The following is a 21,292-nucleotide window of genomic DNA, read 5'->3' on the forward strand; positions in this document are numbered from 1 at the left end:
GATCTCGGATCTGTCGGGCCCCATCCCCATGCGGCACTGGCGGGCCGTTGCGCCTGTCCGGCCGCCTAGTCCTTGAAAATGTCCTTGATCTTTTCCTTGGCCTGGCGGGCGTCGCCCTTCGCCTGGTCCGCGCGTCCCTCAGCGGTGAGGCGTTCGTTGCCCACGGTGCGGCCGACGGCCTCCTTGGCCTTGCCCTTGACCTGTTCCTTCTTGGCCTGCATCTTCTCCCCACCCGACACGACTGCCACTCCGTTCACTGGGGAACTGCTGATGAAGGGCGCTTTGCCGCTCCCAGGTCGCATAAACCTGACCCATACGGGGCCTCTGTGCCGGACCGGGGTCGGGCGCCGTAGGACGAGGCCGAACGGCTCCCGCCCCCGGTTTGTGTCGCGGACCGGCGGGCAACAGCGCGTGCATGGCCGACAGCACGCAGCGAGACACAGGGACCGTCACCACCAAGGTCCCGGCCCGGTTGGACCGGCTGCCGTGGTCGCGGTGGCACTGGATGATCGTGATCGGACTCGGGACCGTATGGATCCTCGACGGACTCGAAGTCACCATCGTCGGCAGCATCGCGGGCCGCCTCTCCGAGGACGGCAGCGGGCTGCCGATCACCGATGCCCAGGTCACCGGCATCGCCGCCGCCCTCTACGTGGCGGGGGCCTGCTCCGGAGCACTGGTCTTCGGACGGCTCACCGACCTCTTCGGCCGCAAGAAGCTCTTCCTCATCACCCTGGGCGTCTACCTCGCCGCGACGGCGATGACCGCCGTCTCGTTCTCCGTCTGGTGGTTCTTCCTCTTCCGCTTCCTCACCGGCTTCGGAATCGGTGGTGAGTACGCGGCCATCAACTCGGCGATCGACGAGCTGATCCCCAGCAAGTACCGGGGACGCGTCGACCTGATCATCAACGGCAGCTTCTGGCTCGGTGCCGTCGCGGGCGCCCTGCTCTCCGTCGTGGCGCTCGACACGGACGTGTTCCCCGCCTGGCTGGGATGGCGGCTGACCTTCGCCCTGGGCGTGGTGCTGGGCCTCGTCATCCTCCTGGTACGCCGCCACGTGCCCGAAAGCCCCCGCTGGATGTTCATCCACGGCAGGGCCGAGGAAGCCGAGCAGCTGGTCAGCGACGTGGAACGGCAGATCGAGGCGGAGAAGGGCGTACCGCTTCCCGAACCGGGCGAGGCGATCACCGTCACCCAGCGGCTCAGTATCGGCTTCGGCCTGATCGCGAAGACCGTGTTCCGCTCCTACCCCCGGCGCGCCGTCCTCGGGCTCTCGCTCTTCATCGGCCAGGCGTTCCTGTACAACGCGATCACCTTCGGTTTCGGCACCATCCTGATCCGCTTCTTCGACGTCCCCAGCGGTGTCACGGGCTACTACTTCGCCGTCATCGCCTTCGGGAACTTCCTCGGCCCGCTCCTCCTCGGGCGCGCCTTCGACACGGTGGGCCGCCGCCCGATGATCGCGGGCACGTACATCGTCTCCGGCCTGCTCCTGTTCGGTACGGCCTGGCTGTTCGGCGAGGGCCGGCTCACCGCCGTCACGATGACCGCCTGCTGGTGCGTCGTCCTCTTCTTCGCCTCCGCCGGGGCCAGTTCCGCGTACCTGACGGTCAGCGAGATCTTCCCCATGGAGACCCGCGCGATGGCCATCGCCTTCTTCTACGCCATCGGCACCGCCGCGGGCGGCATCTCCGGCCCGCTGCTCTTCGCGAAACTCACCTCAAGCGGCGTCGTCGCCGACACGGTGCTCGCCTTCTGCGTGGGAGCGGCCCTGATGGTCGCGGCGGGAGTGGTAGCGGTCTTCTTCGCGGTGGCTGCCGAGGGCCGTTCCCTGGAGCAGATCGCCACCCCCCTGTCGGTACGCCACAACGCGCCCTAGCCGCCCGCTCCGCCGTCCGGCTGGCGCCCACCGATCCCGCAATCCGCCGCGGGGCGCGGCCCCGACGGCGAACCCGGCGGCACAGGTCCGGACCACTCGTGCCGCCCCCAGGCACGGCCGGGGCGGGGATGGCGCCCCGCCGCATGGTGCAAGCCGTGACGACCAGCGCAGGGGAATGGCGTTGACGAGCACCGTAGGGCGCGCCGTAACCGATCGACACGCTGATCCTGAGGGCGCTAGTGCCGCGTCAGGCAGTGTCTGCCATGCCGCGTCTGCCCTGCCGACGACGGCACGTAGGCGTCGGTCGTCGGCGTGGCAATTCGCCAGTGGCGATCGCGTAGAGGTGTTCGACGTGGGCCTTCTTGGCCGCGTAATCCACTTCGGCGATCCTCGCCACTGGCATGCCCTGCGCGGACAGCAGCACCATCTGCGCAGGCCGCGATGTCACCACCGACCCCGTGCCTCTGCGGATGATCCGCAATAGGCGCCGCCCCTCTGTGCCACCCGCGCAGCCCGGCAGTACTCGGCCGCCCGCACCAGCGTCCGAACGGGCGTCACGTCACCTCAGGGCGCAAGGGCGAACTCCGCGGTTGCATGCGCGAGGTCGCTGAGGAACTGAGAACGGTCGAAGCCCTCGCTTTCGACCGTGCCCGGCGGCGGCGTATCCATGAAGCTGAAGTGACCAGCACCTGGCACGACTCGGACGTCGACCTGGGTTGGCGCGCTCTTCAAGTGGATGGCCTGCTCGACGGGCGTGACGGTGTCCATCTCCCCTGCGTAGACGAGCATCGGCACCGTCACCGCGTCCAAGGCACCCGGAGCGGCAAACCAGCCGGCCGCGGGCGTGTACAAGACGAGGCGGCCAACGCGTGGCTCCCGTGGGACATCCAGCGGCCTGCCGTCCCGCCCCCAGGGCGTCGCACCAGCAAGGCACAGGCCGGCCCATCCGCCGATCGAGTGACCAACCACCACAACAGCCGCGTCTGGAGACGCCCACCGGTGCAGCGCCTCGACCAACCCGGCCGGGCGTGCAAGCAGCTCAGCGGTCGTCGCCTCCCGCGCGGCGAAACGCTCGAAGTAGGGTGCAATGACCTGGCATCCATGGGCTGCCAGGTGCTCCAGGAGCGGCCGGTAACGCTCCGGATCGCCGCCTGCGCCAGCAGCGAAGAGCACGACACGCTCGTGATGCGTGGGCCCGACCCTCAGTGCTTGCATCTCACTCCTTCACCGCAGCGCCGTTCCCCGAAGACGGCCCGCGCGTCACTCGATGCTCTGTTATGGCCTCAGGTTACGAGCGACAGCCCGTGGCAGCCGAAGGGCGCGTCGTGTCAGCAGAGGCAGAGGTTCTCCGACGCAGCACCAACGAGTTCGCGCATGGTGGGCGGGGTGTGTCGAAAGGTGCAGGTCGGCGCGGGGGTCACTGTGCCGCTGTCTGCTGCTGGCGGAAACTCAGTTGGCCTCGGTGCGCTGTCTGGGTAGAGTCGCGCGGTGCCCGAGCTGAAGCAACTGCATGCCTGCCATGCCCCGGCGGTCTTGGCCTTCGAGCTGGCGAACCGCGCCTACTTCGCTGCTTCGGTCCCCGACCGCGGCGACGACTTCTTCGACCGGTTCGCCGACCGGTACACGGCCTTGCTGGCTGAGCAGGAGGCCGGCATCTGCGCTTTCCACGTGCTCCTCGCCGAGGACGGCTCGGTACTCGGCAGGTTCAACCTGGTCGACATCGAGGGTCGCACTGCGGATCTCGGCTACCGAGTCGCGCAGCACGTCGCGGGCCGCGGCGTGGCGACCGCGACCGTTCGGAACCTGTGCCGGCTGGCGGCTTCGCGGCACGGGCTGCGCACACTGCGGGCGGCCACCGCCCACGAGAATGCCGCGTCCCAGAAGGTGCTGGCCAAGGCCGGGTTCGTCCTGGTTGGCCCAGCCGACCCGGCCGTCCTCGGCGGTAAGGCAGGCAGCTGGCACCAGCGCGACCTGGTACTCCAGCCGTAGACCGCGCTCTTGCGGGTGGGGTCGTCTGAGGGCCGGTGGCAGGCGGGTTTCGAGGTTCTGATGGATCGGATCGCGGGGCGCTTGGCTCGGGTGGAGCCCCGACGCCGGGCGGAGGCGCTGGTGCTCGGGCTGCTGTCCGGCCTATCCCGGAGGAACCGGTTCGACGGGCGTTCGAATCGTGTGGCGGGCCGATGGAGCTCACCACTTTGTCTCGGCGGAGGGAGCTGGAGAGTGAGGACGCGTCAGAGGGGCCGCGGCGTGCCCGAGCCACATGCCCCCTGGAACGAGGTCGTGCCAGGGCTGTGGATGGGTGGTCACCACTGGACCGATGCTTCGGGGGAGAACCGTCCAGTGGTCGTCGGGAAGGAGTTCGGCCTGGTCATCAGCCTGCATACCCGCCCCGGTCACGGACCCGATCCAAGCATCGACCCCGTGGTCGCCGAAATTCCCGACGGCCCACTCGTTGCCGTACAGATCCACACGGTCCAGCACCTCGCGCGCACGGCCGCCCGGTCCGTCAAGGAGGGGCGGACCGTCCTGGTCCGCTGCAACGCTACAACCGCTCCGGCCTTGTCATCGCGCAGACGCTCATCGAGCTCGGCCACGAAGCGTCGACGGCCATCCACGTCGTCCGACAGAGACGATTTCCCTCGGTTTTGAACAACACGCTCTTCGAGGAGTACCTCGACGCTGGTCTCGGCGTCGCCTACCTACTCGCCGACCTGGACACGCTCAACTGACCCGACCGAGGTCAAAGAACGAGTTGAGGACCGCGCCCGTGCCGTCCACCCCGCCTGGGTCCTACCGCCCGAGCGCCCCCCCCGGCGGCCGGCGGCGCCGTCGTCCCGGGGCAGCCACGTGGTTCGCGACCCGGTCCGGCCCCGCTCCGCGCCCCGGCCAGACCGCGACGCGGCGCTCACCCGAACGCGCCACCGCCCGTTTCGTCCTCCCCTCCCGCAGGGAACCGGTGTCTGCGCTGACCGCGAATGTCACGAAGGGCGTGGAACATGACACGGAACAACGCGGCACCCGACGACGCCGGGGCGCTCCCGGACATCGTGGCGGCCGTGTCCGCCGGCGCGCCCGCGTTCCGGGCCTGCCCCCACCCCGCCTACGCGGCGCTGCGCGAGCAGGCGCCCGTATGCCTGCTGACACCGCCGCACGGCGTCGCGACGTACCTGATCACCCGCTACGACGACGCCCGCGACGCGCTCTCCGATCCGCGGTTCAGCAAGGACATGCGCGGCGCCCTCGACACCTACCACGCGGTGTACGGCAGCTTCTTCGACGCACTCGACGACAACGTCCTCTTCTCCGACCCGCCCCGGCACACCCGACTCCGCCGCTCCCTGCGCGGCGCCTTCAGTCCGCGGCGCGTCGAGGAGATGCGGCCCCGTATCACCGAGATCGCCGAGGGCCTGCTGCGGGAGTGCGCGCGGAGCGACGAGGTCGACCTGATGCCCTCGTACGCGTTCCCGCTGCCGATCGCGGTCCTCTGCGAACTGATGGGCATCCCGCCGGGCGACCGCCCGGAGATCCTCCAGCAGTTCGCGGCCGTGACCCGCTCCCGATTCGACCCCGCCCGCAGCGCGGAACTGCGTGCCGCCGAGGAGTGGCTGCAGAACCGGCTGGGACGGCTGATCGCGCGCACCCGCGCGCACCCGTCCGACTGCTTCCTCAGCGACCTCATCCAGGCCGAGGAAGGCCTGGACGACGCCGACCTGGTCTCCTCCCTGTGGGTCATCTTCTTCGCGGGGCACAAGACCACCGCCTTCCAGATCGGGAACTCGGTCCTCCACCTCCTCACCAGGCCCGAGCAATTGGAGAAGCTGCGCCGTGACCCGGCCCTGATCCCGGGCGCGATCGAGGAGATCGTCCGCTTCGAGGGTTCGGTCGAGACGTCGACGTTCCGCTACGCGATCGAGGACGTCGAGATCCGCGGCACCCGCATCCCCGAGGGCTCCCTCGTCCAGATCGCCATCTCTTCCGCGAACCGGGACCCCGGCAAGTTCGACTCGCCGGACGTCCTCGACGTCACGCGCGTCGGAATCCAAGGGACCCACCTGGGCTTCGGCCACGGCACGCACTACTGCCTGGGTGCCCCGCTGGCACGCCTCGAACTCGAAATCGCGCTCACCGCCCTGCTGCTCGGGTTCCCCGACATGCGACTGGTGGAGCCGCACGAAAGCGCCGCGGCATGGCTCAAGGGCCCGGTGGCCGCGTTCCGCGGGCTGGAGCGGCTCCCCGTCGTCCTGGACCCGTCACGGCCGGTCGGCAGCGCCCCGGAGACGACCGGGACACCGGCGATGGCCTCTGTGACCCCCCGTACCTGACCGAGCCCGACAGGTGGTGGAACGTCGATGACCGACTACGCGAGTACCCCCGGAGCGGGACGTCTCGGAACACGGGAAACGGCCGTGGACGTGTCTGCGGATGTGGACCTGGTGATGGACATGGCCGGGGACGCGGGCAGGGAGGAACGGCGGCAGTCCGCCGGCGGCCCCGGCGCGGCCGTCGCCTCCGTCGGCCACGACGCCCGGGCACCCGGCCCGCCCGCGGCCCACGGGGCCCAGTCGAAGATCGACATGCACCACCACTACTGCGCGCCGCAGTGGCGCGCCTGGGCGGAGCAGCACGGCCTGATCACCCGCGAACAGCTCCCGCCGTGGGCCCGGCTCGACATCGACGCCGCGATCGGCTTCATGGACCGCGCGGGCGTGTCGACGGCGGTCCTGAAACCGATGCTGCCGGCCAGGTACCGCTCGTCCGCCCAACTGCGCGAAGCCATCAACATCACCCTCCAGTCCATGATCGAGGTGGCGACCTCCCACCCGGGCCGGTTCGCCTTCTACGTCCCGCTGTTCCTCGACGACCCCGACGCCTCCTCCTGGGCGATCCGCCGAGGGCTCGGGCAGCTCGGCGCCGTGGGCGTCAACGTGACCGCCAACTACGGCGGCGTCTACCTGGGAGACCCCTCCTACGACCGCGTGTTCCACGAGCTGAACGCCCACCGCGCCGTCGTGGACACCCACCCGCACAACCTGCCGGGCTGCCCGCCCGGGACGACGACGGTCCCCGGCATCCCGAACTTCATGTGCGACTTCCTCCTGGACACCACGCGCGCCGCGCTGAACATGATCGCCAAGAGGACGCTGGACCGCTTCCCGGACATCTCGGTCGTGCTGCCGCACGCGGGCGGCTTCCTGCCCTCCCTCGCGACGCGCATGCGGGCTCTCGGACGGTTCTGCGACCCGCCCCTCGACCCGGCCGCCGTCCGCGACCACCTGCGGCGCTTCTACTACGACACCGCGGGCCCGATGGCCGCGGCCGCGACCCTGCTGACCCATGTGCCCGCCGACCGCATCCTCTTCGGCACCGACTGGCCCGCCGCCCCCGCCGACACCGTCCTGGACATCGCGCTGCCCGAACTCGACGCCGACCCGGCCTTCACCCCGGAGCAGCTCCAGGGCATCTACCACGACAACGCGCTGCGCCTCATCCCCCGCCTGGCAACCGTCTGACCCGACGCCGCGCCCGGACCGGCAGCGCCCGAGCCGGCAGCGCCTGCCCCCGGATCCGCCCCGGCCGCGCCCGGACCGCAGCCGACCGGACGCCCATCCCCCCGCGCCCCGCGCCCGAAGGAGACCCGCATGGCCCGAAGCCTGTCGCCCGCCGCAAGGACCACCGTCTCACTCGCCCTGGCGGCGGCCACGGTACTGACCCACGTATCGGCCGCCGTGGCCGCCGGACCCGAGGACCGCGGCCTGGCCGCAGCCGACCAGGCCGTCACCTACGGCGCGACGGCCCCGTACAAGCGGCACGCGGCCGGGGTGGAGGCCGGCTACGTCCCGGACAAGTACTGCGTGGTCGACCGGGCGGCGGGTACGGGCGCGCTGGGCTACCCCCACTTCAACCACGCCTATGACAACTCCGTCGACCCGGCGAAGCCCGCCGCCCTGTACTACGAGGACGACGGGCGCGGCGGCAAACGCCTCGTCGGCGTGCAGTGGCTGGTCTACGACCGCGACCAGAACACCGCGACGGACGACGACCGGCCCACGCTGTTCGCCCGGTCCTTCACCGGCCCCCACCGCGGGAACTTCCCCGGCCAGCCGGTGCACTACGCACTCCACCTGTGGCTGTGGAAGAAGAACCCCCTGGGCAGGTTCGCGACCTTCAACCCGGCGGTGACCTGCCGCCCCGGTACGACCCGCCCCGCGCCGTAGGCCTACCGGAGCCGCCCGCCTACCGGAGGCGGGCGGCGACCGGTCGCTGGGCCAGGTCGGCGCGGTGCTGCACGGCCGTACGGAGCGCTGCCAGGCAGGGCGGGCAGTAGCGGTCGACGGCCGCCGACATCGCGGCGAGGACGGCGGCACCGTCCGGGGTGTGCCTCCCGCACAAGGTGTGGCTGGACGGCTTCTGGGCGAGGACGTGCCAGAGGAGTTCACCCTGACCCGCTGTGGCCTCGGCGCACATTCTGTACATCGCGTACCCCTCGGTGCTCGTGACGTGGGCCGGAGCCGGCCTGTCTCCATCAGAGCCCGGCGCGCCCGAAGCGGCCATCGGCGTTGGGCCGCTCGGATGAAATCCGCGGAGTCGCGGTTTGACCCGCCCGGCCGCCTCGCACCGCCCACCCGGCCGCGTACAGGGCCGGAATCAGGGCCCGGATCAGGGCCGGAACCGCAGCGGATGGTCCTCCGGCACCTCCACGACCGCGATCCGCACGCCGTCCGGGTCGGCGATCCACATCTCGATCAGGCCCCAGGGCTCGCGCTGCGGGGGCCGCAGTACCTCGGCGCCGCGGCCACGCAGCTCCTCGTACGCCGCCTGCACGTCCGCGACCTGGAGCCACAGCCGCAGCCCCGGAGCGGGCGGCGTGTCCGCGCGCCCCGACACCTCCAGGAAGCCTCCGCCGAGGAAGTAGACCGTGCCGCGCTCGGGACCGGTACCGAACTCGCGGTAGACGGCGAGGCCAAGGACGTCGCCGTAGAAGGAACGGGAACGGCCGGGATCCGTGGGACGCAGCAGAATCCTGCTGCCCAGTACGTGAACCATGCCCCAAGCCTCTCCCACGAGGAGGCCGGCGGACGTGATTCAGGCGGGCCATGTCCCGGTGAGCCGCTTGTGCGCCACGGCGCCGCTGCGGTCGATCAACGCCTTGACGGCGGCGAACACCGCGCCCTGCAACGCGGCGGCGATCAGGATCTCCCGCCAGGAGCGGTCCTCGTCGGTGGCGTTCGGCGCGTCGTCGTCGTGGCCCAGCCGCTTCCACAGCTGTTTGAACGCGGCACCGGCCAGCGCGCCGCCGGCCGCGCCGAGCGCGAGTCCCACGGGTTTGTAAGCGATCTTCGAAGTCTTCACGGGTGCCTCTTTTCCGCGCGGTCGGCGACACCGCCGGCCGTCGGCCCTCTCACGCGCACCCCTGCCCGGCCACACCCGCCGCTAACCCGCGCGCACGTCCGGCGGTATCGCCCCAGCGGGCGCATCCGCGCAGCCGGGAGACGCCGAAGAGCAGGCGCGGACTCCTGCGTAGGCCGAGAAGCGACAACCGAGAAGCGAGAACCGAAAGCCGAAGCCGAAGCCGAAAGCCGGCAGCCGAAAGCCGGCAGTCGGAAGCAGACGGGACCACAGCCGAAGGAGACACGACACATGAACGCGACACAGCGGCGGCGGGAGCCCGTCCTCGTGATCGGCGCCGGCGCAGCCGGTCTGGCGTGCGCCGCGGACCTGGCCGCCGCCGGCGTCGCGGTCTCGCTCCTCGAAGCCGGCGACGAGGTAGGCGGCCGGATGCGCACCGACGTGTCGGACGGCTTCCTGCTGGACCGGGGCTTCCAGGTGCTCAACACCTCCTACCCCCAGCTGAAGCGGCGCGTGCCGCTGCGCGGACTCCGACTGCGCGCCTTCACCCCCGGCGCCCTGGTCCACACCCGGGCGGGCCGGGTCCGCTTCGGCGACCCCACCCGCCGGCCCGCCGATGCCCTGCGGCTCCTGACCCAGGGCCACCTGTCCCCGGCCGGAGCCGCCTCCCTGGGGGCGCTCACCGCCGCAGACCTCCTGCTGCCCGCCGCCGTGCTGCGACGGATGCCCGACACGACCACCCGTTCCGCGCTCCGCTCCTGGAAGGTGCCCGAGGAACTGGTGGAGGGATTCCTGCGGCCGTTCCTCTCCGGCGTCTTCCTCGAAGACGGCCTGGAAACGTCCAGCCGGGTCTTCCACCTGGTCTGGCGCAGCTTCCTGCGCGGATCACTGACCCTGCCCGCCGCCGGCATCGGCGCCGTGCCCCGCCGGCTCGCTGCGGACCTCCCGGCCCGCTGCCTGGAGCTCGGCACTCCGGTCGAGGCCCTCGTTGACGGGGGAGTGGTGCTGGCCGACGGAACGCGACGCCCTGCCGCCGCCGTCGTGGTGGCCACCGACCCGGGCGCCGCCGCCGCGCTGCTGCCCGGGCGCCCGTCCACGCCCATGCGCACCGTGACCACCTACTACCACGCCGCCGCCCGCTCCCCGCTCCCCGAGCCGACGCTCCTCCTCGACGCGGCGGGCAGGTTCCTGAACACCTGCGTCCTGACCGAGGTGGCGCCGACGTACGCGGCGGACGGGCGGGCGCTCGTCTCGACGTCCGTCCTCGGCGAGGACTCCCCGACCGGGCGCCCGGCCCTGCTCGGCGCGCTCTCCGAGGCGTACGGCACCGACGCGGGCGCCTGGGAGCCGCTGGCCGTTCGCACCGTGCGGGGAGCCCTCCCCGCCATGCCCGCGCCGTGGCCCCTGAGCAGGCGGACGCGCGTCGGCGCGGGCCTGTACCTGTGCGGCGACTACCGGGCGACGGGCTCGGTCCAGGGCGCCCTGGCCTCCGGCGCGCGGGCGGCGCGGGAAGTCCTGTTAGACCTCGACGCGGGCGGAGCGCCGGAAGCGACCGCGGGGGGAACGCGGGACGCGACCGCGGGCGGCCCGCGCGCGTAACCCCGGGCGCGCCCGCGCCACCGGTCAGGGACCGGGCCGGTGCCGGCTCATCCGTCCGGATGCCAGTCGGCGAGCAGGATCGTCGCGTCGTCGCGGAGCGTGTGGGCCTGGTGGGTCACCAGTTCGCGCACGAGCCGCCGGAGCGCCTCCGGAGCCTTCTCGCCCGCCGCCATCGACCGCACCACGATGTCGGCCAGGCGCTCCTCGCCGAAGTAGTCGCCGTCGGGCGAGCGCGCCTCGGTGACACCGTCCGTGTGCATCAGGACGCGGTCACCGGGCTGCAACCGTACGAGGTGGCCCTCGGGCGCACACCCCGCACCGTACGAACCCAGGCCCAGCGGGAGCTGCGGCTCGCGCTCCAGGGCCCGGGGCACGATTCGCCCGTCGCGGATCAGCACCGGCGGCGGATGGGCGCAGTTGACCCAGGAGAACCGCCCCGTCGCGGTGTCGAGCCGGGTGAAGACCCCCGTCAGCAGGCGCTCGGGGATCCAGCGCGTCAGCGCCTCGTCGATGCGCAGGGCGATATCGGGCAGCGGCGTGCCCTCGCGGCGCGAGGCCCGCCAGGCGGCCAGCGCGATGGCGCTCACCCCGCCGGACGCAAGGTCGTGGCCCATGGCGTCCACCAGGGCGATCTGCAGCACGTCCCCGTCGAGGCTGTGGTCGAAGGCATCCCCTCCGACGTCGTACGCGGGCTCCATGACCGCGCTGGAGGTGGCCCGGCGGCTGCCGATCGTCCGCGGCGGGACGAAGGCCCACAGCAGTTCCGCCTGGAGGGTCATCCGACTGCTGCGGACCGCCGCCACCAGACTGTCGTCGTAGGCGCTCTTGGAGACGACGAGCAGGGCGGCGAGCGTGGCCAGGGCGTCGACGCGTTCCGCCGCCTCCGCCCCCGCCGCGTCCGTGGCCGCGTAGAGCACACCGACCCGCTCGACCCCGTCGACCATGGGAATCCAGCAGCCGTGCCCGTTCCCCGGTTCCCGCTGCACGCGCTGGGTCCGGTAGGCGAGGCCCGCGAGCGTACCGTCCACATCGAGCGCCTCGCCCCCGTCCAGCGGCACCAGGCGGCGCTGCTGGATGTCGGCGAGCAGGACGCGCACACCGGGCAGCCCCAGCTCGCGGCCGGCCTCGCTGATCAGCCCGGGCAGCCCGCCGGACCCCGCGCGGTGACTCCGGCGCAGGGCGCGTGCCAGCGCCCCGTCCACAGCTCCGGAGCCGCGCTCCGGGCCCCGCCGCGGACGGCTCCGCGCGCCGTCCTCGTCACCCGGGCCGCCGTCCATCCAACGACCGTATCCCCGGCCCGCCCGGTGCGCCCGGTGCGCCGAGTCGTCGCGCGCCGGGACCGGGGCGCACTCCCGGGTCCGGCTCGCCGGGGCGCTTGCGGGTGCGTCCTGCCCGCGGCCCCCGCACCATGGCGGTGTGGGCGTTCGGCCATGCAGCCGCCTCCCACCGACCACCGGGCGGCAGGCCGCTTCGGTCGGCGGGGCCGGGTGGTCGGCCAGTCCGTGCGGCGGTACCGGCAGTGAAGGAGATCGCGATGTCCTCGGCGACCACGGCGGCCTCCCCGCGCGCGACGTCCTCGGCGCCCGAAGGGGCGGCCGGGGTCCGGCTGCTGCTCGTACGCCACGCGAAGGCCGTCCCGAAGGACGCGGCCGAGGACTTCGAGCGGGCCCTGAGCGACCGCGGCCGCGCGGACGCGCCCAGGACGGGCCACTGGCTGGCGGAGTCGGGCTTCGCGCCCCACCTGGTGCTGTGCTCGCCGTCCCGCAGGACGCGCCAGACCTGGCAGCTGATCGCCCCGTCCCTGCCGGAACCGCCCCCCGTCGTATACGACGACAGGCTCTACGACGCGGCCCCGAACACCCTGGTCACGGTACTGGCGGAACGGGGACGGCAGCTCGGGCGCGTCGTGCTGGTCGGCCACAACTCCGGTATCCACGAGTTGGCCTCGGCCCTGTGCGGGAGCGGACCGCCAGACCTCCTGGACCGCCTGAGGGCCGGATTCCCGACCTCGGGAGCCGTCCTGGTGGACCTGCCGGGCGGGTGGGACGCCTTGCTCCCCGGGTCCGGGCACCTGGCGGAGTTCTGGTCCCCGCCCCGCTGACCGGTGCCGACCGGGCGGCACCCAGGCCGCTCAGAACGGCGCAAACCCACCCGGGGCGCGCGCCCGCGCGCAGCGGATCTGTGCACACGCCCCCACGCGCCCCAGAACCCCGCCCGGCTCAGGCTCCAGCCTTCCCGCCGCTCAGGCTTCCTCATCGGGCCGGGACGCGCAGGCGATGCACTCGGCGTCGATCTGGTCGGCCAACTGGGTGAGGGCCTCCGTCATCGCCAGCACCGTACGGGGATCCGCGTCAGGGGCGTCGCCGTCGGCGGCGGACGCCCAGTCGGCGGCGACGCTCCGCAGCAGCCCGGTGACCTGCTCCGCCGGGATGAGGAGGCCGCCCTCCTCGGTGGGGATCAGCGGAATGGGAAAAGAGTGCATCAAGCGGCCCCTCTCGTCTGGGGTGCGACCCGACGAGCGCCCCCTTCCTGGAGGGGCTACCCCGTCGCCGCGGAACCAACCGGTCGAGCCTCGGCCACCGGGGCCGCGGGCGGCCGATCAGTCGTGGATACGGGACCTGCCGAGCCGGCTGACGGCGACCGGGTCCCAGTGCGCGAAGAAGACGGAGCGCCCGGTGTCCAGGGCCGCGATCCGAGCCATCTGCTCGTCCGTGAGCGCGAAGTCGAAGACGTCGATGTTCTCCGCCATCCGGTCGGCGCGCACCGACTTCGGGATGACCACGACCTGCCGCTGGACGAGCCAGCGGAGCACGACCTGCGCCACCGACCTGCCGTGCTCCGCGGCGATCCCGGCCAGGACCGGATGGGAGAAGAGGCCGTTCCTCCCCTCGGCGAAGGGACCCCACGACTCGATCTGCACGCCGCGCTCGCGCATCAGGTCCTGGTCGGCGGTGCGCTGGAAGAACGGGTGCGTCTCGATCTGGTTGACCGCGGGCGTGATCTCGTTGTGGTCCACGAGGTCAATGAGCCGGTCGGGGTAGAAGTTGGACACGCCGATCACCTTGACGCGTCCCTCGCGGTGCAGGCCCTCCATGGCGCGCCACGAGCCGTAGACGTCGCCGTAGGGCTGGTGGATCAGGTACAGGTCAAGATAGTCGAGGCCGAGGGCGCGCAGCGAGGTCTCGAAAGCCTTCCGGGTGCCCTCCTCACCCGCGTCCTGCACCCACACCTTGGTGGTGACGAACAGCTCCTCGCGGGGGATGCCGCTGCGGGCGACGGCCCGCCCGACCGCCTCCTCGTTCCCGTAGGCGGCGGCGGTGTCGAGCAGCCGGTAGCCGGCGGCGAGCGCGTCGGTGACGGCACGCTCCGTCTCCTCGGGCGGGATCTGGTAGACGCCGAAGCCGAGGACGGGCATCTCGACGCCGTTGTTCAGCGTGACGCTCTGCATGGAGTCTCCTTCGCTGCCGACCGGCGCACGTGGCCCGCCGAGCACCCGGGCGTTCGTCCTCCGCCACCCTCCCGCGTCCGGGGTGCGCGCGCGAACGGGACGCTCACTCCGGGGCCGGGCCGTCGGGCAGGGGTTCCTCGGGCTCCGGCTCGGTGACGTGCATGGCCGCCTCCTCGGCGCTCGCGGCGCCGCCGTCGATGCCCCGGTCCTGCGCGGTGAGCTCCTTGACCGTGTCGGGGTGCGCCCCCTCGTCCGGCGCCACCAGGCGGCCGGCGCGGACGAGACCGGCCTCGACATCCACGGGCTCCCCCTCGCCGTCCGGCACGTCCCCGATCCCGTCGCCCTCGGGCTCGGCCACCTCGGGCACCTCCTGGGACAGTCGCGCGTCCAACCCCTCGCCCTGCGCCTGCTCGGCGGCCGTGAGCCCGTACTTGGTCACGCCCAGGGGCTTCTCGGGAGGGGAGTACCCCTCGTCCAGCGTGTCGTCGTAGGTGCGCTCGTCGAGCGCGTTCTGGAGGTCCGGGTGGGCCGCGAGGGACGACCCGTCCCCCTGCTCCCCCTCGGAGCCGTCCGGCTGGTACACGTCGTTCGCCAGCGGGGTGTCGTCGCTCATGGTGCGCTCCTCGTGCCGTGGGCCGCTCCGGGCCTTTCTGCTGCTCTAATGGGCGACTTTCCCGCCCACGCGTCTGCAAACGGTGAACGGCGCCCGTCCCGCCCCCACGATGGGGAGCCCGCCCGCCCGACGTGTGCGGACCGGTCGATGGGGCAGGCGCAGCGGCGTCTGCTACCGAAACGGTGAGGACCGATGACGCCCCTGATCCCGCAGGACCCCGAGACCCTCAAGCAGGTCGTCACGCGTGAGGTGACGGCCCTGCGCACCGCGGCCCGCCGCGACGCCGGCGTGCGCCTGGACGACGAGCCCGAGGCCGTGTCGGCGCGCGACCAGGGGCCCTCCTGCGCGTGCGGCGAAGGCGACGGGTCCGGGCACGGCTGCCGGGACGGAGCGGAGGGCCACGACCCCTGGGCGTGCGTCTGCGCGACGCTGCCCGCGATCCCCGTGTCGGCGGCGCTGCTGGAGCCCGTACGGGACGAGGAAGGCCAGACCGTCGACTTCACGGTCAGAGCGGGCAACCACGTCCGTTCGGCGCAGTGGCTCGACGCCCCCGACCGCCAGATCGGACGGCGGCTGCTGGAGGTCCAGCCCGGCGCGGCGGCCGGCGGACTGATCGGGGCCCTCGTCGCCGTACTCGGCACCGGTCGCGCCCTGCGCTCGTACGCCGTCGACTACACCGAGCAGCGCAGCGACGGTCTGCACCGCACCCAGCTGCTGTACGACGCGGCGTCCTGCGGGGGCAAGGTGCTGGCGACCTGGCGGCCCGCCCGCAACCGCCGCGAGCTGCTGTCGCTGGACGCCCAGTACATCGCCTCCATGGGCTGGGGCACGTGGGACCTGCTCTCCGGCGAGACCACCTGGTCCGAGGGCCTGCACGCGATCTTCCGTACCGATACCGGACGGCCCCTGGCGCTGACGGAGCTGTGCGACCACGTGCTCCTCGACGACGTGCCCCGCTTCTCCAAGATGCTGACCGCGCTCCTCGACGGGGAGGAGCCGCCCGGAGCCGAGATCCGCTTCAGCGTGCTGGGGGAGATCCGCACCCTCCACCTGGTGGGCCATCCCGTCATCGCCCGGGACGGGCTCCCCTGGGCCCTGCACCTCATCGCACGCGACCTGACCGCCCAGGTCCGCAGCCGGCAGCGGCTCGCGGCGACCCGGCGCCAGAGCGAGCAGCTGCGGGAGGAGGCCGCGGCCGAACGGCGAGTGGCCACGGCCCTGCGGGAGGCCCTCCTGCCCACGCACTCGGCGGAACTCGCCCAGATCGGACTCTCGGTGGAGGCCGCCTACCTGCCCGCCGAATCGGAGGCCGTCGGGGGCGACTGGTACAAATGCCGGCTGCTGCCCGACGGGCGCATCCTCCTCGCCATCGGCGACGCCTGCGGCCACGGCCTGAACGCGGTCGCCCGCATGGCGCAGCAGCGCCACGCCCTCGCCGGCCTCGCGCACGCGCCGGGCACCGACGCCGGGCAGCTGACCACCTGGCTCAACGAGCTCCTGTGCGGCGACCCCATGGCCGAGACGGCGACGGGGATCATCGGCCACATCGACGAGGACCGCACCTTCCGGTGGGCCTGCGCGGGCCACCCGCCGCCGCTGCTGCTCCGCGAGGGCCAGGCATCGGCGCTCGGCACCGGCCACCGGGGGCCCCTGTTCGGCGTGCTCCCCGGGCACGCGTACGGGACCAGCGCCTTCTCCCTGCGCCCGGACGACCTGCTGCTCCTGTACACCGACGGCATGGTCGAACGGCGCGGCGAGGACATCACGAAGGGCATCGACACCCTCCGCACGGTCCTTGCGTCCTGCGCCGGCCTCACCGCGCGGGAGGCCCTGGACCGCATCATGGCGGCGTACGCGCCGGACGACCACGAGGACGACACGTGCCTCCTCGCCGTCCGCCTCGCCTGACCGGACTCCGCCGAGTCAACCGCCACCGCCAACCGTTTTCCTCCGTATCTCGTGGGTAAGAGATGTTTTGTCCTGGATTTTCGACGTCAACAGCTGACGCCCCCGTGGAATGGAGACACTGTGTCCGTCGTCAAGAACGCCCTTCCGGAAGCCGATCTGAAGGTGGTCGGCGAGGCCCTCCAAGGCGCTCTGGTGGACCTGGTGGATTTGGCGCTCGTCGCCAAGCAGGTGCACTGGAACGTCGTCGGCCCCCGCTTCCGCTCCGTCCACCTCCAGCTCGACGAAGTCGTCACGTCGGCCCGCGTCCACTCCGATGTCGTCGCCGAGCGCGCCGCCGCCCTCGGTGTGACCCCTGACGGCCGGGCGGCGACGGTCGCATCGTCCGGCGCGATCAAGGGAGTTCCGGAAGGCTGGATCAAGGACGTGGACGCCGTACGTGTCCTCGTCGAAGCCCTGAGCACGGTGACCGGCCGCATGCGGGAGCGCATCCAGGCCACGGGCGACCCGGACCCCGTGACCCAGGACATCCTGATCGGACTGACCGGCGACCTGGAAAAGCACCACTGGATGTTCGCCGCCGAGAACGTCTGAGCACCGCGCCGCACGCCCACCGGGCCGGGCCGGGGTCGCGCAGCGACCGGCCCGGCCCAGCGGCGCGCCCCGGAGACGTCGGCGACGAGGCCGTCCACGACGGCCCGGCCAGTCGGCGAACCGGCCGACCGGCCAAGGTCGCCCGTATGCCTCAGTCTGTCTCCTTGGGCGGTGTGGACTTCGACGTACGGCGTGCCTGCCACCACAGGGTGACAGCGGCGAGTCCTCCGGCGGCGACGAAGAAGCCCGCCTTCACCGCCGCTTTGCCGGACAGCAAGGCCGCGCCGGGGCCCAGGTTCCAGCCCTGCCACCAATAGATCGCGCCTACGGCCGCCGCGGCGAGCGCCCCCGCTACGACCCCCAGCGCTGTCCGCCGCCATGTCCGTCCGTCGGTACGGTCCCCCGTGTCACTGGTCATGCGGATCACGCTACTGGCCTGGGCCGACGATCTCCGTCCGCACGAAGGATGACCGTGCGCACGACTTTCGTCGCGGGAACCGCGCCCGGACACAAGCCGAAAGTCTCTGAGTGCACCTCAGGCTGCCCGCGGCTGGCAGACCGTACCCCTCATGACGGCGTGCCGAAATCCCTTTGCTCAATGGTCAAGAAACGTTGACCATTGCGCGCATGCCTACCGACGATCTTCCCGAGACGTTCCACGTCACCACTGACGAGCAGCTACGCGCCGTTTCCAATCTCACGCGGCACCGGATCATGGCCGTGCTCCGCTTCGAGCCCGCGACGATCACGCAGATCGCCGAGCGAGTGGGCCTCGCGAAGGGGAGTTCCAGCTACCACGTACGGCTGCTCGAACGCGCCGGCCTCGTGAAGGTAGTACGAACACGCAAGGTCCGGGGGGTCACCGAGCGGTACTACGCGATGGCCGCGCGGGCGATCGTGCTGCCCGATCCGGGCGAGGGAGGGCCCGCTGTGCTGATGCGGCATGCGGTGGCGGACCTGGAGGCAGCGCCGGTCGATGGCGAGCGCCACGTACGGATGGCGCATCTGCGGCTTACCGAGGAGCAGTTCGCCGAGCTCGGGGCCCGGCTGAACGCACTGGCGGACGAGTACCGGGAACTGTCCGATCCGTCGCTGCCCGACACGTCACTCGTCTTCGCCCTGTTCCACCCGGCACCCCGTCAACAGAACGGACGGGACGGCAAATGACCACGGACTGCCGGAAGTTGCCGACCGGGTTCGGACGGCTGTGGACCGCGCAGACGGTGTCCTCGCTCGGTGACGGGGTGTCGCACGCCGCGCTGCCGCTGCTCGCGTTGACGCTGACGCGGGATCCGATGGCGCTCGCCGTCGTCACGGCCGCCGGAACACTGCCGTGGCTGCTCTTCGGGGTGCTCGGCGGTGCGCTGGTGGACCGCTGGGACCGCCGGCGCACGATGTGGGTCACGGACGCGGCGCGCGCGGTACTCCTCGCGATACCGGCGGCAGCGGCCGCGCTCGACCTGCTGACCATTCCACTGCTCGCGGCCACCGCCTTCCTGCTCGGCCTCGGCGGACTCTTCTTCGACACGGCCGCCACGGCCTATCTGCCGGACCTGCTCGGCCGCGACCCCGCGCTCCTGACGCGCGCCAACTCCCGCCTGCGCGGCGCCCAGACCGCCGCGTCCGGCTTCGCGGGGCCGCCTGCGGGCAGTGCACTGCTCGCCCTCGGGCGGGCGGTCCCGCTTATCGCCGACGCGGTGTCGTTCGCGCTCTCCGCGCTGCTCGTACGGTCGCTGCCCGCCACACCGCGTCCCGTACCGCAGGCCCGTGAGTCGCTGCTCCGGCAGGCGCGGGCCGGCGCCTCGTACGTATTCCACAACCAGTTGCTGCTCGGGCTCGCGCTGCGTCCGGCGGTCGGGAACATCGCCTTCCTCGCCGTGGAGACCGTACTCGCCCTCTTCGCGCACGATCGTCTCCGCATCGACACCTTCGGCTTCGGCCTGCTCCTCACCGCGGAGGCCACCGGCGGTCTACTCGGCGCGGGCATCGCCTCCTTCCTCGGCCGACGCCTCGGCACCGGCACCGCGCTGACCTGCACGGCCGCGGTCGAAGGACTCGCCATCCTGGGCCTTGCCGCCGCCCCGAACCCGTACGTCGCCGGACTCGCGCTCGCCGTATGCGGGGCGGGCATGGGCGCCACGATGGTGCTCGGCCCCTCCCTCCGACAGGCGATCGTCCCCGCCCACCTGATGGGCCGGGTCGCCTCCACCTCCCGCATGCTCGCCATGTGCGCGGCCCCGTTCGGCGCCTTCCTGGGCGGCTGGCTGGCCACCACGTACGACGTACGCACCCCGCTCTACACTGCCGCCGGCCTCCTCCTCACCATGACCGCCGTCACGTCGACCATGACCAGCAACCGCCGGGTCGAGGCGGCGCTGCTTGCCGCCACCCAGGCCGATGATGCACATCACCCGAAATCCCGGGACCCCTCGCAGGAGGGCGCCACGTAGGGCAAGGAGGTCCCGCGGTCCTTGTAACAAGCGGGGCTTGGCCTACGCAGTCGAACATCGCAGCAGGTCGTAGGCGCGTACCCTGTTAGGGATGAGCGACCCGGCTACCCGGAGCTTCCTCCGCTAGCGCGTGGCCGGTAAGGGGATCCGGTTCGCCCTGTCCCGGATGCGGTGACTCCATGAGTGATGGCCAGCCGGAGTTGGACGAGATCGAGGCGTGGTTCGTTGCCGTGGTCGAGGGGCGCGTCAGTCGGGATGCTGCTGACCGGTGGGCCGGACGATGGGTGGACGACGACGCGCTCGACTGGGATGAGGTGTCCTGGTGGGCGTTGCGGCTCCTCTACGGGATCGATTTGCGACCAGGGCCCGGTGAGCCGTATCTGCATGATGACGGGCAGGTAGGAGGGTGGCTGGAAGAATTGCGGCGGCGCCGCTCCGGGTGACGTGCCGCGATGGGCTACCCCTGCCTGCTGATGGCCGTCGGCCTGATGGGTCATGGCGGCGCGGGGCGCTCGTACCTGTAATCGGGGGCGGCCCCAGTCCACGTCGAGACGAGGTCAGGACAGCGGATGAGCGCGCGCGAGCCGCCCCGGAACGCGACCTCGTTGCTGTAACAGTTCGGGTAGGGCGGCCGTTCAACAACCGTGCCTCCGAGGGGTGGTTGGTGCGCCAGAGGCTGGACCGCATCCGATGCCGGTGGGGAAGCTGTCCACCATGGAGACGAACCCTGGCGATGCCCTCGGCCGGCGTACCGCACCGGCGCTGGAGGCGCTGCGTGGTGACGAAGTGTTCACCGGGGTGTCGGGCCCGGCGAATCCCGTCACCGTGCTCGACTTCTGGCAGTACGCCATGCCCGACCTTCGAACCAACACCACACGGGGGCTGCTCGCGGAGTTCCTGGTGCACCGGGCTCTCGGAGCGCCGGTGCGGAACGCGGAGTGGGAGAGCTTCGACATTCTGACCGGCGACGGCCTGCGGGTTGAGGTGAAGGCCAGCGCGTACGTGCAGGCGTGGGACCAGCGGGGTCCCTCGGCCATCCGGTTCGCTCGCCTGCGCGGACGCACCTGGACGGCTTCCGGCAGCGTTGCGGTACGGCCCACATTCAACGCCGACGTCTACGTCTTCGCCCTCCACACCGCCGCCGACCACGCTGTTTACGACCCGCTCGATGTGAGCCAGTGGTCCTTCTACGTCGTGCCCGCCCCACACATCGCAGCACTTGCCCAGGACAGCGTGGGCCTGGCCACACTCAACGGACTCGTCGGGACCCCCGTCCCCTTCGAAGCCCTCGCCGCCCGGGTGCGGTCCGCCGATCCCCGGCGTGCGGGCGAACTCGACGAGGCCGCCCCGGAGTCCGTACCTGCCGCCCGCGTGGGCGCGAAAGTTCCTGGCGAGAAGGCGTGAGCCCGCCGCCTTGCCGCCCCCCTGCCGCCTTGCCGCCCTGTCGACTCGGGCGG

At 72.1% G+C, this 21,292-nt stretch carries 23 protein-coding genes; 13 read left to right on the forward strand and 10 right to left on the reverse strand.

What is annotated here, in order from left to right:
- Positions 1-65: 65 nt before the first annotated feature.
- Positions 66-239 (reverse strand): CsbD family protein, encoded by a 174-nt coding sequence (locus ACFWUQ_RS22305; RefSeq protein WP_384540753.1) that lies wholly within the window; start codon positions 237-239, stop codon positions 66-68.
- Between the two features lie 176 nt (positions 240-415).
- On the opposite strand from ACFWUQ_RS22305, the gene ACFWUQ_RS22310 reads away from it, so the two are divergent.
- Complete coding sequence (locus ACFWUQ_RS22310) at positions 416-1,879, forward strand: MFS transporter (protein ID WP_384540679.1); 1,464 nt, start codon at positions 416-418, stop codon at positions 1,877-1,879.
- A 564-nt stretch (positions 1,880-2,443) separates the two neighbouring features.
- Here ACFWUQ_RS22310 and ACFWUQ_RS22315 read toward each other — a convergent pair.
- Positions 2,444-3,094: an alpha/beta hydrolase family protein gene (locus ACFWUQ_RS22315; protein WP_384540682.1), complete on the reverse strand. Its 651-nt coding sequence runs from the start codon at positions 3,092-3,094 to the stop codon at positions 2,444-2,446.
- 273 nt (positions 3,095-3,367) lie between these two features.
- Between ACFWUQ_RS22315 and ACFWUQ_RS22320 the strand changes: the two genes are divergently transcribed.
- The 4 genes from ACFWUQ_RS22320 to ACFWUQ_RS22335 all read left to right on the forward strand — a co-directional run bounded on the left by ACFWUQ_RS22320 (position 3,368) and on the right by ACFWUQ_RS22335 (position 8,094).
- Complete coding sequence (locus ACFWUQ_RS22320) at positions 3,368-3,868, forward strand: GNAT family N-acetyltransferase (RefSeq protein WP_384540685.1); 501 nt, start codon at positions 3,368-3,370, stop codon at positions 3,866-3,868.
- 1,007 nt (positions 3,869-4,875) lie between these two features.
- On the forward strand, positions 4,876-6,201 hold the full coding sequence (locus ACFWUQ_RS22325; RefSeq protein WP_384540688.1) for a cytochrome P450: 1,326 nt from the start codon (positions 4,876-4,878) through the stop codon (positions 6,199-6,201).
- A gap of 84 nt (positions 6,202-6,285) precedes the next feature.
- Entirely contained in the window at positions 6,286-7,389 is a 1,104-nt protein-coding gene (locus ACFWUQ_RS22330) for an amidohydrolase family protein (protein WP_384540691.1), read from the forward strand.
- A gap of 129 nt (positions 7,390-7,518) precedes the next feature.
- A complete protein-coding gene (locus tag ACFWUQ_RS22335) occupies positions 7,519-8,094 on the forward strand; it encodes a hypothetical protein (RefSeq protein WP_384540693.1) in 576 nt (191 codons plus the stop codon).
- 19 nt (positions 8,095-8,113) lie between these two features.
- Here the strand turns inward: ACFWUQ_RS22335 and ACFWUQ_RS22340 are convergent, their stop codons facing one another.
- The 3 genes from ACFWUQ_RS22340 to ACFWUQ_RS22350 all read right to left on the reverse strand — a co-directional run bounded on the left by ACFWUQ_RS22340 (position 8,114) and on the right by ACFWUQ_RS22350 (position 9,229).
- Positions 8,114-8,353, reverse strand: a complete 240-nt coding sequence (locus ACFWUQ_RS22340; RefSeq protein ID WP_384540696.1) for a hypothetical protein — start codon at positions 8,351-8,353, stop codon at positions 8,114-8,116.
- A 183-nt stretch (positions 8,354-8,536) separates the two neighbouring features.
- Complete coding sequence (locus ACFWUQ_RS22345) at positions 8,537-8,923, reverse strand: VOC family protein (protein WP_384540699.1); 387 nt, start codon at positions 8,921-8,923, stop codon at positions 8,537-8,539.
- Positions 8,924-8,962: 39 nt separating this feature from the next.
- Positions 8,963-9,229: a DUF4235 domain-containing protein gene (locus ACFWUQ_RS22350; RefSeq protein WP_384540702.1), complete on the reverse strand. Its 267-nt coding sequence runs from the start codon at positions 9,227-9,229 to the stop codon at positions 8,963-8,965.
- Between the two features lie 288 nt (positions 9,230-9,517).
- On the opposite strand from ACFWUQ_RS22350, the gene ACFWUQ_RS22355 reads away from it, so the two are divergent.
- Positions 9,518-10,825 carry an NAD(P)/FAD-dependent oxidoreductase gene (locus tag ACFWUQ_RS22355; protein ID WP_384540705.1) on the forward strand — a complete coding sequence of 436 codons (1,308 nt, stop codon included), beginning with the start codon at positions 9,518-9,520 and terminating at the stop codon, positions 10,823-10,825.
- Positions 10,826-10,872: 47 nt separating this feature from the next.
- Here ACFWUQ_RS22355 and ACFWUQ_RS22360 read toward each other — a convergent pair whose 3' ends face one another.
- Positions 10,873-12,102: a PP2C family protein-serine/threonine phosphatase gene (locus ACFWUQ_RS22360; protein ID WP_384540708.1), complete on the reverse strand. Its 1,230-nt coding sequence runs from the start codon at positions 12,100-12,102 to the stop codon at positions 10,873-10,875.
- A gap of 257 nt (positions 12,103-12,359) precedes the next feature.
- Here ACFWUQ_RS22360 and ACFWUQ_RS22365 point away from each other — a divergent pair, with 257 nt between their 5' ends.
- On the forward strand, positions 12,360-12,926 hold the full coding sequence (locus tag ACFWUQ_RS22365; protein WP_384540711.1) for a SixA phosphatase family protein: 567 nt from the start codon (positions 12,360-12,362) through the stop codon (positions 12,924-12,926).
- Between the two features lie 141 nt (positions 12,927-13,067).
- Here ACFWUQ_RS22365 and ACFWUQ_RS22370 read toward each other — a convergent pair whose 3' ends face one another.
- The 3 genes from ACFWUQ_RS22370 to ACFWUQ_RS22380 form a co-directional block, all read right to left on the reverse strand.
- Complete coding sequence (locus ACFWUQ_RS22370) at positions 13,068-13,307, reverse strand: DUF6213 family protein (protein WP_384540713.1); 240 nt, start codon at positions 13,305-13,307, stop codon at positions 13,068-13,070.
- 117 nt (positions 13,308-13,424) lie between these two features.
- Positions 13,425-14,273 carry an aldo/keto reductase gene (locus ACFWUQ_RS22375; protein WP_384540716.1) on the reverse strand — a complete coding sequence of 283 codons (849 nt, stop codon included), beginning with the start codon at positions 14,271-14,273 and terminating at the stop codon, positions 13,425-13,427.
- A 103-nt stretch (positions 14,274-14,376) separates the two neighbouring features.
- On the reverse strand, positions 14,377-14,886 hold the full coding sequence (locus ACFWUQ_RS22380; protein ID WP_384540719.1) for a DUF5709 domain-containing protein: 510 nt from the start codon (positions 14,884-14,886) through the stop codon (positions 14,377-14,379).
- A gap of 192 nt (positions 14,887-15,078) precedes the next feature.
- Between ACFWUQ_RS22380 and ACFWUQ_RS22385 the strand changes: the two genes are divergently transcribed.
- A complete protein-coding gene (locus ACFWUQ_RS22385; RefSeq protein WP_384540722.1) occupies positions 15,079-16,794 on the forward strand; it encodes a PP2C family protein-serine/threonine phosphatase in 1,716 nt (571 codons plus the stop codon).
- A 120-nt stretch (positions 16,795-16,914) separates the two neighbouring features.
- Positions 16,915-17,385: a Dps family protein gene (locus tag ACFWUQ_RS22390; protein ID WP_384540725.1), complete on the forward strand. Its 471-nt coding sequence runs from the start codon at positions 16,915-16,917 to the stop codon at positions 17,383-17,385.
- 151 nt (positions 17,386-17,536) lie between these two features.
- Here the strand turns inward: ACFWUQ_RS22390 and ACFWUQ_RS22395 are convergent, their stop codons facing one another.
- Positions 17,537-17,803: a hypothetical protein gene (locus ACFWUQ_RS22395; RefSeq protein ID WP_384540728.1), complete on the reverse strand. Its 267-nt coding sequence runs from the start codon at positions 17,801-17,803 to the stop codon at positions 17,537-17,539.
- 209 nt (positions 17,804-18,012) lie between these two features.
- Between ACFWUQ_RS22395 and ACFWUQ_RS22400 the strand changes: the two genes are divergently transcribed.
- The 4 genes from ACFWUQ_RS22400 (at position 18,013) to ACFWUQ_RS22415 (ending at position 21,239) form a co-directional block, all read left to right on the forward strand.
- On the forward strand, positions 18,013-18,552 hold the full coding sequence (locus tag ACFWUQ_RS22400; RefSeq protein WP_384540731.1) for an ArsR/SmtB family transcription factor: 540 nt from the start codon (positions 18,013-18,015) through the stop codon (positions 18,550-18,552).
- On the forward strand, positions 18,549-19,835 hold the full coding sequence (locus ACFWUQ_RS22405; protein ID WP_384540733.1) for an MFS transporter: 1,287 nt from the start codon (positions 18,549-18,551) through the stop codon (positions 19,833-19,835). Before ACFWUQ_RS22400 ends, ACFWUQ_RS22405 begins: the two co-directional genes overlap by 4 nt.
- Before the next feature lie 179 nt (positions 19,836-20,014).
- A complete protein-coding gene (locus tag ACFWUQ_RS22410) occupies positions 20,015-20,278 on the forward strand; it encodes a hypothetical protein (protein WP_384540736.1) in 264 nt (87 codons plus the stop codon).
- A 271-nt stretch (positions 20,279-20,549) separates the two neighbouring features.
- Positions 20,550-21,239 (forward strand): hypothetical protein, encoded by a 690-nt coding sequence (locus ACFWUQ_RS22415; RefSeq protein ID WP_384540740.1) that lies wholly within the window; start codon positions 20,550-20,552, stop codon positions 21,237-21,239.
- Positions 21,240-21,292 lie beyond the last annotated feature (53 nt).

Source organism: Streptomyces sp. NPDC058662, assembly GCF_042716255.1.
Classification (GTDB): Bacteria; Actinomycetota; Actinomycetes; order Streptomycetales; family Streptomycetaceae; genus Streptomyces.